This window comes from uncultured Mycobacterium sp., assembly GCF_964249325.1.
Lineage (GTDB): Bacteria > Actinomycetota > Actinomycetes > Mycobacteriales > Mycobacteriaceae > Mycobacterium.
Window position 1 is genome coordinate 1 of sequence record NZ_CAXUCH010000075.1, and the last position, 14,641, is coordinate 14,641.

Below are 14,641 nucleotides of genomic sequence, written 5' to 3' on the forward strand. Positions count from 1 at the left end.
CGCCCGACCCATCCCGCAGTTCGCCGATATCGGCGATGTCGCGCGGCGACTGGCCGAGACCGGCTACCTGCCCGACACCGCCACGGCGACCGCGGTATTCCTCGCCGACCGGCTCGGCAAGCCGCTACTGGTCGAAGGCCCCGCCGGGGTCGGAAAAACTGAACTGGCCCGCGCGGTCGCTCAGGCCACCGGCTCCGGGCTGGTCCGCCTGCAGTGCTACGAGGGCGTCGACGAGGCCCGCGCCCTTTATGAGTGGAACCACGCCAAGCAGATTCTGCGCATACAGGCCGGATCCGGTGACTGGGAGGCGACCAAGGCCGACGTGTTCAGCGAGGAGTTTCTGCTGACCCGCCCACTGCTGACTGCCATCCGGCGCACCGAGCCCACGGTGTTGTTGGTCGACGAGACCGACAAGGCCGACATCGAGATGGAGGGGCTGCTGCTGGAGGTGTTGAGCGACTTCGCGGTGACAGTTCCCGAGCTGGGCACCATCACCGCCGAACGTGCGCCGTTTGTGGTGTTGACCTCCAACGCCACCCGCGAGCTCTCCGAGGCGCTGAAGCGGCGCTGCTTGTTCTTGCACATCGACTTTCCCAGCCCGGAAATGGAACGGCGCATCCTGTTGTCCCGTGTTCCCGAGTTGCCGGTGCATTTGGCCGACGAGCTGGTGCGCATCATCGGTGTGCTGCGCGGAATGCAGCTGAAGAAGGTGCCCTCGATCGCCGAGACCATCGACTGGGGCCGCACGCTGCTGGCGCTGGGCTTGGACACCATCGACGACGCGACCGTGGCGGCAACTCTCGGCGTGGTCCTCAAACACCAATCCGACCAGCAGCGCGCGGCCGGCGAACTGCGCCTGAACTGATGGCCGTTCGCCGCGTTCGCCCCAGCCAGCCGTTGGCCCCGCACGGGCTGCCCGGCCATCTGGTGGGCTTCGTGGAGGCCCTTCGGGCGCAAGGTATCTCGGTCGGACCGTCGGAGACCGTGGACGCCGGGCGGGTGCTGGCCACCCTCGGGCTTGGTGATCGGGAAGTGCTGCGCGAGGGCATAGCGTGCGCGGTGCTGCGCAGACCGGATCACCGCGAAACCTACGACGCCGTGTTCGACCTGTGGTGGCCGGCGGCGGTAGGGGGGCGCGCGGTGGTCACCGAGGAAGAGCCCGGTGAATCCGCTCTCCTGCCGCCCGACGACATCGAGGCGATGCGGCAGATGCTGGTCGATCTGCTGACCGCCAACGAGGATCTGGCGGACATGGACGAGCGACTGGTGGCCATGATCGCCCAAATCGTGGAGGCCTACGGCAAATACAGCTCCAGCCGCGGCCCGTCGTACTCGTCGTATCAGGCGCTCAAGGCGATGGCGCTAGACCAGCTCGAAGGCCGGCTGCTGGCCGGACTGCTCGCCCCCTACGGCGACGAACCTACGCCCACCCAGGAGCAGATCGCCAAAGCCCTTGCGGCGCAAAAGATCACCCAGCTGCGCAAGCTGGTCGACGCCGAGACCAAGCGGCGTACCGCCGAGCAGCTCGGCCGCGACCACGTCCAGATGTACGGTATCCCGCAGCTCTCGGAGAACGTCGAGTTTCTGCGCGCTTCGGCCGACCAGCTGCGCCAGATGCGCCGGGTGGTGGCGCCGCTGGCCCGCACCCTGGCCACCCGGCTGGCCGCCCGTCGGCGCCGCGCCCGCGCCGGGGCGATCGATCTGCGCAAGACCCTGCGCAAGTCGATGTCCACCGGCGGTGTGCCGATCGACGTGGTGCTGCGCAAGCCGCGCCCGGCCCGGCCCGAGCTGGTGGTGCTGTGCGATGTGTCGGGATCGGTGGCCGGGTTTAGCCACTTCACTTTGCTGCTGGTACATGCGCTGCGCCAACAGTTTTCCCGCGTGCGGGTATTCGCGTTCATCGACAGCACCGACGAGGTGACCCACCTGTTCGGGCCCGACGCCGATCTGGCGGTGGCGATCCAGCGCATCACGCGCGAGGCCGGTGTCTACACCCGCGACGGGCATTCCGACTACGGCAACGCGTTCGCCTCGTTCACCGAGGGCTATCCACACGTGCTGTCACCGCGCAGCTCACTGTTGGTCCTAGGCGACGGTCGCACCAACTACCGCGATCCGGCCCTCGACGTGCTGGCGCACATGGTGACCGCCAGCCGACACGCGCACTGGCTCAACCCGGAGCCGAAGCATTTGTGGGGCAGTGGCGATTCGGCCGCGCCGCGTTACCAGGACGTGATCACCATGCACGAATGCCGGTCGGCCAAACAGCTGGCGGCGGTGATCGACCAGCTGTTGCCGGTCTGAGCCAGGCTTAGGCGCCGGGCGTAACGTCGCGGCGGAATCCGGCCGAAAATCCCGCCCTGGCGTTACGCTCGCCGCGCCCGGCTTGCCTGCGCGGCCTGACTGCTACGTCCCGAGCTGCATCAGGCCCTCCAGTAAGCTGGCAAACCGTGCAAAAGCGGCGCCGCAGGCTGGGAGTGATGGGTGGGACGTTCGATCCCATCCATAACGGCCACCTGGTCGCGGCCAGCGAAGTTGCCGACCTGTTCGAGCTCGACGAAGTCGTCTTCGTTCCGACCGGCCAGCCATGGCAGAAAGACCGGCATGTCAGCGCCGCCGAAGACCGCTACCTGATGACGGTGATCGCGACCGCCTCCAATCCCCGCTTCTCGGTGAGCCGGGTGGACATCGACCGCAAAGGCCCCACCTACACCAAAGACACCCTGCATGATCTGCATGCACTCAACCCGGATTCGGAGCTGTACTTCATCACCGGCGCGGACGCACTCGCGTCGATTCTGTCGTGGCAGGACTGGGCGGTCATGTTCGCGATGGCGCGATTCATCGGGGTGAGCCGCCCCGGCTATGACCTGGGCCGCGAACATCTCGGCGACGTCCTCGACGGCCTACCCGACGACGCACTGACTTTGGTTGAGGTGCCCGCGCTGGCGATCTCGTCCACGGACTGCCGTCGCCGCGCTGAAGAGCACCGCCCGCTGTGGTACCTGATGCCCGACGGCGTCGTGCAATACGTATCCAAGCGGCGGCTGTACAGCAAACCAGGGGACCAGACGTGACGGCCACCCAGGAGGCCATCGACATGGCCACCGTGGCCGCCAGCGCCGCCGCCTCCAAGCTGGCCGATGATGTCGTGGTCATCGACGTCTCCGGGCAGCTGGTGATCACCGACTGCTTCGTCATCGCCTCGGCGTCCAACGAGCGGCAGGTCAACGCCATCGTCGACGAGGTCGAAGAGAAGATGCGCCGCGCGGGTTACAAGCCGGCGCGGCGCGAGGGTGCCCGCGAAGGCCGCTGGACGCTGCTGGACTACGTCGACATCGTCGTTCACATCCAGCATCAAGACGAACGCAACTTCTATGCGCTGGACCGGCTGTGGCGGGATTGCCCGCAGGTTGCCATCGATCTGGAACGCACGTCATGACCACGCGACTGCTGGTGATGCTGCGGCACGGGCAAACCGAATTCAACGCCGACACCCGGATGCAGGGCCAACTGGACACCCACCTGAGTGAGCTGGGCCGCGCCCAGGCCATCGCCGCCGCCGAGGCGCTAGGCAAGCGCCAGCCCCTGCTGATCGTGTCGTCGGATTTGCGGCGCGCCTACGACACCGCGGTCGTGCTCGGCGAGCGCACCGGCTTGCCGGTCCGGGTCGACATCCGGTTACGCGAGACCCACCTCGGGGACTGGCAAGGGATGACGCATGCGCAGGTTGACGCCGAGGTCCCCGGCGCTCGGGTGGCGTGGCGCGAGGACGCTTCGTGGGCACCCCATGGTGGGGAGAGCAGGATCGACGTGGCTGCCCGCAGTGTGCCCGTGATCGCCGAGCTGGTCGGCGCTGAACCCGACTGGGGCAGCGACGATCGGCCTGTGGTTGTGGTCGCTCACGGCGGTGTGATCGCCGCACTGACCGCGGCGCTGCTGCGGCTGCCGGTCGAACACTGGCCCGCCCTAGGCGGTATGGGCAACGCCAGCTGGACCCAATTGAGCGGCCACTCCGCCGACGACGCCGACCGCATCAGCTGGCGCCTTGACGTGTGGAATGCTTCGGCCCAGGTCGCGGATGATGTCTTGTGAGTCGCGGCCCGTGCTGCTGATCTTCGCCGATTCGCTGGCTTACTACGGGCCCACCGGCGGCCTGCCTGCTGACGACCCCCGTATTTGGCCGAATATCGTTGCATCACAGCTCAACTGGGATGTCGAGCTGCTCGGCCGGATCGGTTGGACCTGTCGCGACGTCTGGTGGGCCGCCACCCAGGACCCGCGGGCGTGGGCGGCGCTGCGCAGAGCCGGCGCGGTGATTTTCGCCACCGGGGGGATGGATTCGCTGCCGTCGGTGTTGCCGACCGCGCTGCGCGAGCTCATCCGCTATGTGCGTCCACCGTGGCTTCGGCGCTGGGTACGCGACGGCCACGGCTGGCTGCAGCCGCGGCTCTCACCGGTGGCTCGGCCCGCATTGCCGCCGCACCTCACTGTCGAATATCTCGAACAGACCCGGGGCGCAATCGATTTCAACCGGCCCGGTATACCGATCGTGGCGTCGCTGCCCTCGGTGCACATCGCCGAGACCTATGGCAGGGCGCACCACAGCCGCCCGGCGACGGCGGCCGCCATCGCCGAATGGGCCGAGCAGCACCACATTCCGCTGGTCGACCTCAAAGCAGCGGTGGCCGAACACATCATGACCGGCCGCGGCAACCCCGACGGTATCCACTGGAACTTCGAGGCGCATCAGGCGGTCGCGGAACTGATGCTCAAGGCGCTGGCCGAGGCCGGCGTGTCTAACAGCGTGGCGCCGATGCAGAGCGCGCAGCGCGATGAGGAGCCGCGCAATCGACCCCCCGACCCCCGCGGCTGAGCACATGTCAGTCGTGGTGGTCACCGACTCGTCATCGCGTCTACCGGACGAGCTGCGCCAACGATGGGGGATTCGCCAGGTGCCGCTGCACATCTTGGTCGACGACCTCGATCTGCGCGATGGGGTGGACCAGATCCCCGATGGTGTGCAGGAGCATGGCCAGGCCACCACCGCGGCGGCCACTCCGGCCGAGTTGTGCGACGCCTATCGGCGGGCACTTGCCGACAGCGGTGGTGACGGGGTGGTGGCCGTGCATCTTTCGGCGGAGCTGTCCGGCACCGCCGGTGCCGCCGAGAGCACCGCCGCCGAGATCGGCGACAACGTGCGGGTGGTCGACTCCCGATCGGTCGCGATGGGGACAGGTTTCGTCGCACTGGCCGCGGCCCGGGCAGCAGCCGAGGGTGCCGACGTCGATACCGTCGCAGGGGCGGCGAGGGCAGCGGTGGCGCGCAATCACGGATTCATCGTCGTGCACCGGCTGGATAACCTGCGCCGCAGCGGACGTATCGGCGGTGCTGCGGCGTGGCTGGGCACTGCGCTGGCACTCAAGCCGCTGCTGCGCATCGACGACGGCAAACTTGTTCTGGCCCAACGGGTTCGCACTGCCAGCAAGGCGGTGGCGGCGATGGTCGACCGGGTGTGCGATGTCGTCGGCGACAGCGCGGCAGCGCTCGCGGTGCACCACGTCGCCAACCCGGCCGGAGCCGCTGACGTGGCCGCCGCCCTCGCCGAACGCCTGCCCGCGTGCCGGCCCGCAATCGTCACCGAGCTCGGCCCGGTGCTCGCCCTGCACGTGGGCACGGGCGCGCTCGCGGTGTGCGCCGACGTCGGAGACGACTAGCGCCCCGCAGGCACCGCCAGGGGCGCGGTGTCCTCGGCGAGCGGGGCGCGCGGCGGCCGCGCGTTGTCCCCGCGGGGATGGACCACCTGCGGCCACCAGAACCAGCGGCCCAGCAGTGTGGCGATCGAGGGCATGAACAGCGTGCGCACGACCAGCGTGTCCATCAATAGACCGATACAGACCGTCGACCCGAACTGGCCGAGCACCCGCAGATCGCTGCCGAGCATGGCGGCCATGGTGAAGGCGAAGACCAGTCCGGCGGCAGTCACCACCCCACCGCTGCCGGCCATCGCGCGGATATAGCCGGTCTTCAGTCCGGCGTGGATCTCCTCCTTGAAGCGGGAGACCAGAAGCAAGTTGTAGTCGGATCCGACCGCCAACAAGATGATGACCGACAGCGCCGCCACCACCCAGTGAATGTGGTGACCGAAAAGGTCTTGCCACACCAGCACGGAAAGCCCGAACGCCGCGGCGATCGAGCTGGCCGCGGTGCCGACAATCACCAGCGCGGCAACCAGGCTGCGGGTAAGCAGCAGCATGATCATGAAGATCAGAGTGAGCGCCGACAGCACCGCGATCATCAGGTCATATTTCTCACCGTCGTGCATGTCCTTGTAGGTGGCAGCGGTGCCCCCCAGGTACACCTTGGCGTTCGACAACGAGGATTGCTTCAGTCCCTCCTGCGCGGCCGTTCGCTCCACATCCACGCGCGAGATCCCTTCCGGCGTGGCCGGATCGCCCTGATGGGTGATGAAAAAGCGTGCCGACTTGCCATCCGGCGACAAGAACATGCGCAATCCCGTTTGGAAGTCGGGGTTACCGAAAGCTTCCGGAGGCAGGTAGAAGAAGTCGTCGTTTTTGGAGTTGTCGAAGCTTTGGCCCATGACGATCGCGGTGTCGCTCAGCGACTCCATCTGGTTGATCATCGCCTGGAACGTGCTGTGCATCGTCAGCGTCAGCGCGCGGGTAGTTTTCAGCGATTCGATCTGCGGCAGCAGCAGCGCTGCCAATTGCGGCTGGAGTACATCGACGGAGTCAAAGTCTTTCGCAAGCTGGTGAAACTTGTCGTCTAGCTCATCGATGCCGTCCAATGCGTCGAACAACGACCTGAAGGACCAACAAATGGGAATATCGAAGCAGTGCTTTTCCCAGTAGAAGTAGCTGCGGATTGGCCGCCAGAAATCGTCGAAGTCGGCGATGTGGTCGCGTAATTCGTCGGTGATCTCTGTTAGCTCGTGCGTGTCGAGATCCGTGCGGTGAGTAGCAGCAACGAGTTTTTGCTGAACGTCATACGTCCGCTGCAGCGTGTCTATCGTCAGCTGCAGCTGATCGGCCATCTTGAGGATGTCCGCCATGCGGTCCTTCAGGAAAGCCATGTTCTGCATCAGCGTCTGGCTCTGCATGCTGTTTTGGAACGGTATCGAACTGTGCTGAATAGGAATGCCCAATGGTCGGGTGATGTCCTGAATCATGGCGATACCCACGACGCGGATGACGTTTTTGGCCACCCTGTCCAACACCAGCATGTCGGCCGGGTTCCTCATGTCGTGGTCGGCCTCGACCATCAACAAGTCCGGGTTCATCCGGGCCTGTGAGAAATGGCGGTCCGCGGCCGCATAGCCGATATTGACCGGGGCATGGTCAGGAAGGTAATAGCGATCGTTGTAACCAGGCTTGAACCCCGGCAGCGCGATCATCCCGATCAGCACGACGACGGCGCTGGCAGCAAGAATCGGTGCCGGCCAGCGCACGACGCCGGTGCCGACCCGTCGCCACAGCCGGTGGGTGGCCGCTCGCCGTGCCTCTAAGAGACCGAAGCGACTGGCGACCGTGAGCACGGCCGGCCCCAAGGTGAGGCCGGCCGCTACCACGACGAGCATGCCGATGGCGACCGGAATACCCATGGTGTGAAACCACGGCAGTCGGGCAAAGAAAAGACAGAACGTCGCCCCGGCTATCGTCAGACCAGAGCCCAGGACAACCGGGGCTACTGAACGAAATGTCGTGTAATAGGCCGATATTCGGTCCTCGCCGGCCGTCAGTGCCTCTTGATAGCGGCCGATGAGGAAGATGCCATAGTCGGTTCCGGCCGCGATCGCCAGCATGGTCAGGATGTTGGCGGCGAACGTGGTGAGCCCAAAGACATTATGGTAGCCCAAGACTGCGATGACCCCGCGCGAGGATGCCAGCGCGATTCCGGTCATGAACAGCTGCACCAGCGTCGTGACGATCGAGCGGTAGACCAAAAACAGCATGATCGCGATGGCCGCCAGCGTGAACAACGTGATCTTCGCCAAGCTGGCGTTTCCGATGACGTGCATGTCGTCGGACAGCGCCGCCGGGCCGGTGACATAGGCCTTCACCCCGGGCGGGGCCGGTGTTCTGTCCAGGACGTGGCGGACGGCTTCGACGGATTCGTTCGCCAGCGTCTGGCCCTGGTTACCGGCAATGTTGAGCATCACGTAGGCGCCTTTGGCGTCGCTGGCCTGAACACCTGCCGCGGTTAGCCGATCGCTCCAGAAGTCTTGGATGTGCTGGACGTGTTTGGGATCTTGCCTCAGTTGGCGGATGATGTCGTTGTAGTAGCGGTGCGCGGCGTCGCCGAGCGGTTGCTGGCCTTCCAGCACGATCATGATCGTGCTGTTGGAGTCGAACTCTTTGAAGTTGTGACCCAGGCGCATCATTGCCTGCATGGACGGCGCGTCCATGGGAGCCATCGGTGCCGAGTGTTCCTCGCTGACCACTTCCAGCCGCGGCACGACGACGTTCACTAGAACGGTGATGAAGACCCAGACCAAGATGATCGGCACCGCGAAGATGCGGATCGCGTGCGGGAGGTACGGCCGGTGGGCCCTTTCGGTGCTCGTGTGGGTCATGCTGACTTCACCAGGCAGAAGGTCTGGGCGTTGAGGCCGTCGGCGGTTTTCTCCTCGCGGACCACTCCGTCCACCGTGATGCGACAGCGGATTTGGTCACTGTCGCCCTGCACCATGATGTTGGCGCTGACGGCGGGCAGGGTGGTGCTGATCGTGTAGGACCACGGCAGCGGCGCGCCGTTGACCTGGTGCGTGTTGGCTTCCGCGTCCCAATAGTTGATGTCCGCGGTGGTCCCGGGCGGCCCGAAGACCTCGTATATGACGACTTTTGGGTTGAACTGGACGATCTCGATGCCGCCGCCGGCGTTGGCGTTGAGGTCTTCGGAGCCGAAGATGCGGTGCAGCCGGGCTACGCCGAACCCCGAGACCGTGAGCACCACGATCACCACGAGGGGTATCCACGCGCGTTTGAGCGCTTTCGCAATTGAAGCCCTCATCTAACCGCCTTCCGCTAACCGATCGGATCGTTGCCCACGCTCAGCAGAATGTTCGGCCGAGAGCTGCAAGGGGTCGACCCAAATGCTGTCGGAAACGCTCACCTCCGTCGTCGCATTCCATCCCACGAAGGTTCGCGCGTCTAAGGATCGTAGACCGGTACGGTACGACAGCGTTCTTCGGGTCGGCCGCGCTCTACACCGCTGCGTGGCCGGTAATCGGCGGCAGATCGGCTAAGGTCACGATCCCGGGTTCGGCGGCCACCACCGCTGGCACAGCGTTGGTGACCGGCATCGCGGTATAGATCATGCCCAGGCCCATGAATCCGGGCTCGGTCCAATCCTTCGGCGGCAGGCAGTGAATGACGGTGCGCATGTTGGGCAGCCCGAACACCTGGATGACATGGCCGTGCTCGAGCGGCTTGGGCGGCACCACGTGCTCGCCCATGATCCAGTTGAATCCGACGCTAACCACGTTTTTGTCGCCGACCCAGCCGCGGTGGTAGCCGTAGACGCCAGCGACTGTGCCCTCTGGAATCGTCATGAAGCCGAGGTCGCTGTCGCCGGTGGCCGCGGTGAACGTGACGTCGAAGGTCATTCGGTCCAGTCGTGCGCCGATCGCGTCGGCCATCATCGCTGCCGATTCGGCGAAGACTTCGCTTTCGCGTCGCACGCTGTCGGCCAGGCCCGGGGTGTCGGGATCCTGGGAAAAGCCCATCGCCTTTTGGGTTTCCGCTGACTCGTAGGTCGAGCAGTCCACCGACTCGGTGATGCGGATTTCGTCGACCCGCTCGCACGCCCCGCTGAGCACCATCCCGACCATGTTCGAGATACCCGGATGTGCGCCGCTGCCGAAGATCGTCGCACCGCCCCGCCGGCACGCCTCTCTAATCCGGTCGAGGTCCTGCGGGCCTTGCTTGCCGCCGGTGATCCACGCCGCACTGGAGCAGACGTTGACCCCGGCCTCGAGCAGCCCTACCAGCTCGTCGATGTTGGGCCACAACGGGTTATAGCAACAGGCGTCGGGCTGCAGCGCCAGCAGCGCGTCGATGTCGTTGGTGGCCTTCACACCGGTCGGCTCCGGCCAGCCGCACAGCTCGGCGGCGTCGACGCCGACTTTGTCCTGACCGTGCGCATAGACCCCGACCAACTCCATGTCGGGTCTGCCGATGATGGCGTGTAGTGATCGTCGTCCGATGTTGCCGGTCGTCCACTGGATCACGCGATGCGGTGCGCTCATGTACCTCCTCGGTTCATTGGGCGAGCAGACGCAAAAGCACCCCGAAATCCATAGGGCTGGGGGCTTTTGCGTCTGGTGGCCGGGCCGGGCCCGGCGAACACTACTGTTAGTCGGCGATATGGAATCCGGTCACCACCTTGGTCGGCCGCACCCGCACCACCAATTCGCCGGGCGCGGCGTTGCGGCGGCCGAACTCCCGAGCGCGGTGCAGTCCCATGTACCGCCCGCCGATCCTGGTGGCGATGTCCAGCAGATCCGGGGCATCCTCGGTGATCCCGGCGACGCCTTGCACCTGCACGAACGAATACGGGGGATGCGGGTCGTCCACACAGACCACAACCCGGGGAATCCCGTTCCAGCGCACGGCCTTTCGCGGTGCGGCGGCCGGTGTTGAACACAAGCTCACCGTGGTCGACGATGAACCATACCGGAGCGACCAGTGGCCGGCCGTCGGTGGCGAGATACCCCAGCATGCCGGTTCGCGTGCCCGCCGATAGGAATTCGACGACCTCCTCGGTTAATTCGGCCATCCAAGTCTCCGCGGGTCAGAGCTTGACCAAGTCATAGTCGCCGAGCTGGTCGACCAACACGTGCAGCTGGTCAGTCGGCGACCCCAGTGTGTGCTCGATCGCGGTGAGCCGCGCCGCGTAATGTCCGACCGGGTATTCGGCGGTCATCCCTATGCCGCCGTGCAACTGAATCGCCTCTTGAGCGATATGCCGGCCCGATCGGCCGATCTGCAGCTTGGCGCGCGCCGCGACCAGCGGGTCCAGGTTGCCGTCGGCGATCGACATCGCGGCGTAGTGGTTCATGCTGCGGGCCAACTCCAGCGAGACGTACATGTCGGCGGCGCGCTGGGTCAACGTCTGGAACTTGTTCAACGTGACGCCGAACTGCTTGCGCGTCTTCAGGTATTCCGTGGTCAAGCGAAGCGCTTCCTCCATCGCTCCGACCGCCTCCGCGCACAGCGCCGACTGGATACGGATGACGGCGTCGAGGATCGCCGGTGACGCGTCGACCGCCTCGCCGAGCGGCTCGGCGGGGGTCTGGTCGAAGTCGATCTGGGCGCCGCGCTGCCCGTCGAACGTCTGGTATCGATGCCGGGTGACCGCAGCGCCGTTTGTCGAGGCGTCGACCAGGAACAAGCCCGTGCCACCGTCCGGCAACCCGGCGCTGACCACCAGGGCGTCGGCGCAGTCACCGGCCAGTACCGGGTTCTTCCGCCCGCTCAACGCCCACGAATCGCCTTGGCGCTCAGCGGTAGTCGCGACATCTGCCGAAGCCAAGCGCATGCCCGGCTCCACGTGGGCGAAGGCCAGTAGTTTTTGGCCGGCGGCGACGTCGTCCAGCAGCCGCTTCTGTTCAGCGGTGCCGAACTCGGCGATGAGAGCACCCGGGGCCAGTGCGGCGTGGACGACCGGCTCGGGGGCCAGGCGCCGGCCCATTTCGACAAGCACCAGCATGATTTCGATCTGGCCGGCCTCGGCCGGCTCGAAGCCGAGCCCCAGGATGCCGATCTCGGCGAGCTGGCTCCACACCTCACGACTCCAGCCGAGCTCGCTGTCGACGATCTTGTTGCGGGTCTCCGGGTCATAGGTGCGGGCGAGCACGTCGCGGGTGGTGTCGCGCAGCAGGGTTTGCTCGTCGCTCAACTGAAAGTCCATGGCTTAGCTCACAGTCCGAGGATGGTGGAAGCGATGATGCTGCGCTGCACCTCGTTGCTGCCGCCGTAGATCGACGTCTTGCGGTAGTTCAGATAGCGCGGTGCGCTGAGTTGGGCCCACCCCGGCGAGGCAATGTCATCGCCGGCTTGAACCGGCAGCGCGTCGGGTCCGGCGACCTCGACGAGCAGTTCGGTGGCCGCCTGCTGCAGTTGGCTGCCCCGCAGCTTCAGGACCGAGGATGCGGGGTTGGGTTTGCCGTCCGCCGAACTGGCAGTTACCCGCATCTGGGTGAGTTCCAATGCCAGCAGCTCGTTTTCGACTTCGGCGAGCCGCGCCGCAAACAGCGGGTCGTCGAGCATCCCGGTGTCGGCGGCGTGCCGTTTGACCTCGGCCAGCCGTACCTTGGTTCGGCCCACCCCGGCGATGCCGGTCCGCTCGTTGCCGAGCAGGAACTTCGCGTAGGTCCAGCCCTGGTTTTCCTCGCCGACAAGCTGATCCGCGGGTACTCGAACGTCCTCGAAGAACACCTCATTGACCTCGTGGCCGCCGTCGATCAGCTTGATCGGCCGCATCGTGATCCCAGGGGTGTCCAGGTCGATCAGCAGAAAAGAGATCCCGGCCTGCTTTTTGGGAGCCTGGGGGTCGGTGCGCACCAGGCAAAAGATCCAGTCGGCGTATTGGCCCAGCGTCGTCCACGTCTTCTGCCCGTTGACCACATAGCTGTCGCCGTCACGGTGCGCGGTGGTGCGCAAGGAGGCCAGATCAGAACCGGCCTCCGGTTCGGAGAATCCCTGGCACCACCAGATGTCGATGCTGGCCGTCGCCGGCAAGAAGCGCTCCTTGATTTCCTGGGAGCCGAACTCGGCGATCACCGGACCGACCATCTTGGTGTTGAAGTTCAGCGGCTCGGGCACGCCGGCCAATTGCATCTCGTCGAGCCAGATCTGGTGTTGGGTCGGGGTCCAATCCTTGCCGCCCCACTCGACGGGCCAGTTGGGCACCGCAAGGCCGTGATCGTTCAGGATCTTCTGGCTGGTCACGATGTCATCGCGGCGGGGCGGCAGACCCGCCCGCGTCCGCTCCCGGAGCTCGGCCGGGATCGCGGTGGTGTAGAAGCTGCGAAGCTCGTCGCGGAAAGCAGCTTCGTCTTCGGTGAGCGCTAGCTGCATGCGGCCTCCTTCAAGCGGTGAACGACGGGGGCGAACCGGCGGTTTTGCCCTGCACGTTAGGCGGCCACCGTCGCCAACCGGTCACCGGGTGCCGCAACGGCGTGGCAGCTGTGTGGCTGTGACGTCAGCGTCGGCGGCGCGAACGGCGGCGCCACCATACGGTGCCTACCACGGTGGCGCCAACGACGGAGGCCACCACCACAAGCGACGGTTTGGCGGCGGCCCGGGCTCTGTCGGCGACGTCGAACTTGTCCGACAGGGCTCCTACCGTGTCGCCGAGTTGGCTTCGGGTGTGCTCGATATCGGCCTGGACGTCGCTGATGCCGGCGTCAGGCCCGGGCTCGGGGCGCTCAGCTTCGGCCATGGCGGGCGTCTTTCACTTCTTGGGCGTCTTTTTTCACGTTGGCCAGGGTTTGCGGCGCCGCAGGGCTGGCCTGTTTAGCCTGGCTCGTGCTAACCAGGGCCGCCGCCCCGGCCGCCAGGAGCAGCGCTGCGCCCACGATCAGCGCGGCCGCCCACACGGGCAATGCCAGTGCCACCGCGGCGATGGCTGCGGCAATCAGGCTCGCCGCACCGAAGAACACCAGGACGCCAGCTGCGGGATTGCTGTGCTCCGATGGCAATGCCCAGCCTGACCTGCGACGAAACATCACCGACGGTCGACGGGGACGTTGAGCACCCAGGCTGCCGGCGTCTTGACCGAGTCAGGCAGGAACCGGTTGCTGATGCCCATGATTTTCGTGGTCAGCGATTCGGCCAGCACTTTGCGGTCGCCGCGCATCAACGCCTCGAAGCCCTGCACCGGCTCGACGTGGATTCCGGTTCGCGACAACGAGTTGGCCGCTCTGTGGATGCCGTCGTCTTCGGCGGCGACCACCAGGTCATAGCCGTGCTCGGCGAACTGCTTAGCCAGCTCAAAACCGATTCCACTCGATGCGCCAGTGATCGATGCCGATTTGTCCGCCATGGCGCCCGGCTACCCACCGCAGGGGCGGCCAAACTTCTCCACAGTCTGGGCTTGTTCCACAACCGGTGGCCGGCCGTTCGGTCACGCGACGGTGATGACGGCCCTCGCGCCTACGGTCGGCGCATGCGAACAGAACTGCCTGCGGAGCGACTGCACCGACGTCTCGCTGCTCAGCCCGTTGCCGACGGCCGCGCCGACCCCGATGCGGTCGACGACGCGCAGGACGGTGACCCGAACTCGTTGCTGCCGCGCTGGCTTCCGGACGGCTCGGCTCTCACCGGTGACGGCTGGCTGGCCCGGGTACGCGCCGATCCCGGTCGCGCCGGTGTCATCGCATTGGCGGCGATCGCGGTTCTTGCGGTGTTGGTCACGGTGTTCACTGTGCTGCGCAACCGGCCCGCGCCGGTCATGTCAGCCAAATTGCCTCCGGTTGAGATGGTTTCCTCGGCCAGCCGCAGCCCCACGACCCATCCTTCGGCCAGAGCGGACCAACCGGTGGTAGTCAGCGTCGTCGGCCTCGTGCACAAACCCGGGCTCGTCACGTTGGCGCCCGGTGCCCGCATCGCCGACGCGC

At 66.0% G+C, this 14,641-nt stretch carries 15 protein-coding genes and 2 pseudogenes (1 of these 17 cut by a window edge); 8 read left to right on the forward strand and 9 right to left on the reverse strand.

Features of this window, described 5'->3' with window-relative positions; genetic code table 11:
- The 7 genes from ACFE99_RS11685 to ACFE99_RS11715 form a co-directional block, all read left to right on the forward strand.
- A partial coding sequence (locus ACFE99_RS11685; protein ID WP_375485386.1) for an AAA family ATPase occupies nt 1–865 on the forward strand: 865 nt, incomplete at its 5' end.
- The gene (locus ACFE99_RS11690; RefSeq protein ID WP_375485388.1) at nt 865–2,304 is read left to right on the forward strand and encodes a VWA domain-containing protein; all 1,440 of its coding nucleotides are present in this window, start codon (nt 865–867) and stop codon (nt 2,302–2,304) included. The genes ACFE99_RS11685 and ACFE99_RS11690, both read left to right, overlap by 1 nt.
- 146 nt (nt 2,305–2,450) lie before the next feature.
- Nucleotides 2,451–3,077 (forward strand): nicotinate-nucleotide adenylyltransferase, encoded by a 627-nt coding sequence (gene nadD, locus ACFE99_RS11695; RefSeq protein ID WP_375485390.1) that lies wholly within the window; start codon nt 2,451–2,453, stop codon nt 3,075–3,077.
- A complete protein-coding gene (gene rsfS, locus ACFE99_RS11700) occupies nt 3,074–3,442 on the forward strand; it encodes a ribosome silencing factor (RefSeq protein ID WP_375485392.1) in 369 nt (122 codons plus the stop codon). Before nadD ends, rsfS begins: the two co-directional genes overlap by 4 nt.
- Complete coding sequence (gpgP, locus tag ACFE99_RS11705) at nt 3,439–4,095, forward strand: glucosyl-3-phosphoglycerate phosphatase (RefSeq protein ID WP_375485394.1); 657 nt, start codon at nt 3,439–3,441, stop codon at nt 4,093–4,095. The genes rsfS and gpgP overlap by 4 nt, the downstream gene beginning before the upstream one ends.
- On the forward strand, nt 4,085–4,876 hold the full coding sequence (gene octT / locus ACFE99_RS11710) for a diglucosylglycerate octanoyltransferase (RefSeq protein WP_375485397.1): 792 nt from the start codon (nt 4,085–4,087) through the stop codon (nt 4,874–4,876). The genes gpgP and octT overlap by 11 nt, the downstream gene beginning before the upstream one ends.
- A gap of 4 nt (nt 4,877–4,880) precedes the next feature.
- Nucleotides 4,881–5,717, forward strand: a complete 837-nt coding sequence (locus ACFE99_RS11715) for a DegV family protein (RefSeq protein ID WP_375485399.1) — start codon at nt 4,881–4,883, stop codon at nt 5,715–5,717.
- On the opposite strand, the gene ACFE99_RS11720 is transcribed toward ACFE99_RS11715, so the two are convergent.
- From ACFE99_RS11720 to ACFE99_RS11760, 9 genes and pseudogenes are all read right to left on the reverse strand, one after another.
- The gene (locus ACFE99_RS11720; RefSeq protein WP_375485401.1) at nt 5,714–8,593 is read right to left on the reverse strand and encodes an RND family transporter; all 2,880 of its coding nucleotides are present in this window, start codon (nt 8,591–8,593) and stop codon (nt 5,714–5,716) included. The two genes, ACFE99_RS11715 and ACFE99_RS11720, sit on opposite strands and share 4 nt — an antisense overlap.
- Complete coding sequence (locus tag ACFE99_RS11725) at nt 8,590–9,030, reverse strand: MmpS family transport accessory protein (RefSeq protein WP_375485403.1); 441 nt, start codon at nt 9,028–9,030, stop codon at nt 8,590–8,592. Before ACFE99_RS11725 ends, ACFE99_RS11720 begins: the two co-directional genes overlap by 4 nt.
- Nucleotides 9,031–9,223: 193 nt before the next feature.
- Entirely contained in the window at nt 9,224–10,267 is a 1,044-nt protein-coding gene (locus tag ACFE99_RS11730; RefSeq protein ID WP_375485405.1) for a dihydrodipicolinate reductase, read from the reverse strand.
- A gap of 106 nt (nt 10,268–10,373) precedes the next feature.
- Nucleotides 10,374–10,797: pseudogene (locus ACFE99_RS11735) on the reverse strand (PPOX class F420-dependent oxidoreductase).
- Nucleotides 10,798–10,812: 15 nt separating this feature from the next.
- Nucleotides 10,813–11,931: an acyl-CoA dehydrogenase family protein gene (locus tag ACFE99_RS11740; RefSeq protein ID WP_375485408.1), complete on the reverse strand. Its 1,119-nt coding sequence runs from the start codon at nt 11,929–11,931 to the stop codon at nt 10,813–10,815.
- 8 nt (nt 11,932–11,939) lie between these two features.
- The gene (locus ACFE99_RS11745; protein ID WP_375485410.1) at nt 11,940–13,100 is read right to left on the reverse strand and encodes an acyl-CoA dehydrogenase family protein; all 1,161 of its coding nucleotides are present in this window, start codon (nt 13,098–13,100) and stop codon (nt 11,940–11,942) included.
- A 124-nt stretch (nt 13,101–13,224) separates the two neighbouring features.
- Nucleotides 13,225–13,464 carry a DUF3618 domain-containing protein gene (locus ACFE99_RS11750; protein ID WP_375485412.1) on the reverse strand — a complete coding sequence of 80 codons (240 nt, stop codon included), beginning with the start codon at nt 13,462–13,464 and terminating at the stop codon, nt 13,225–13,227.
- Entirely contained in the window at nt 13,451–13,750 is a 300-nt protein-coding gene (locus ACFE99_RS11755; RefSeq protein WP_375485414.1) for a phage holin family protein, read from the reverse strand. Before ACFE99_RS11755 ends, ACFE99_RS11750 begins: the two co-directional genes overlap by 14 nt.
- Entirely contained in the window at nt 13,750–14,067 is a 318-nt protein-coding gene (locus ACFE99_RS11760) for an SDR family NAD(P)-dependent oxidoreductase (protein ID WP_375485416.1), read from the reverse strand. The genes ACFE99_RS11755 and ACFE99_RS11760 overlap by 1 nt, the downstream gene beginning before the upstream one ends.
- A gap of 123 nt (nt 14,068–14,190) precedes the next feature.
- Between ACFE99_RS11760 and ACFE99_RS11765 the strand changes: the two are divergent.
- Nucleotides 14,191–14,641, forward strand: a pseudogene (locus ACFE99_RS11765) (ComEA family DNA-binding protein) (it continues 403 nt past the right edge of the window).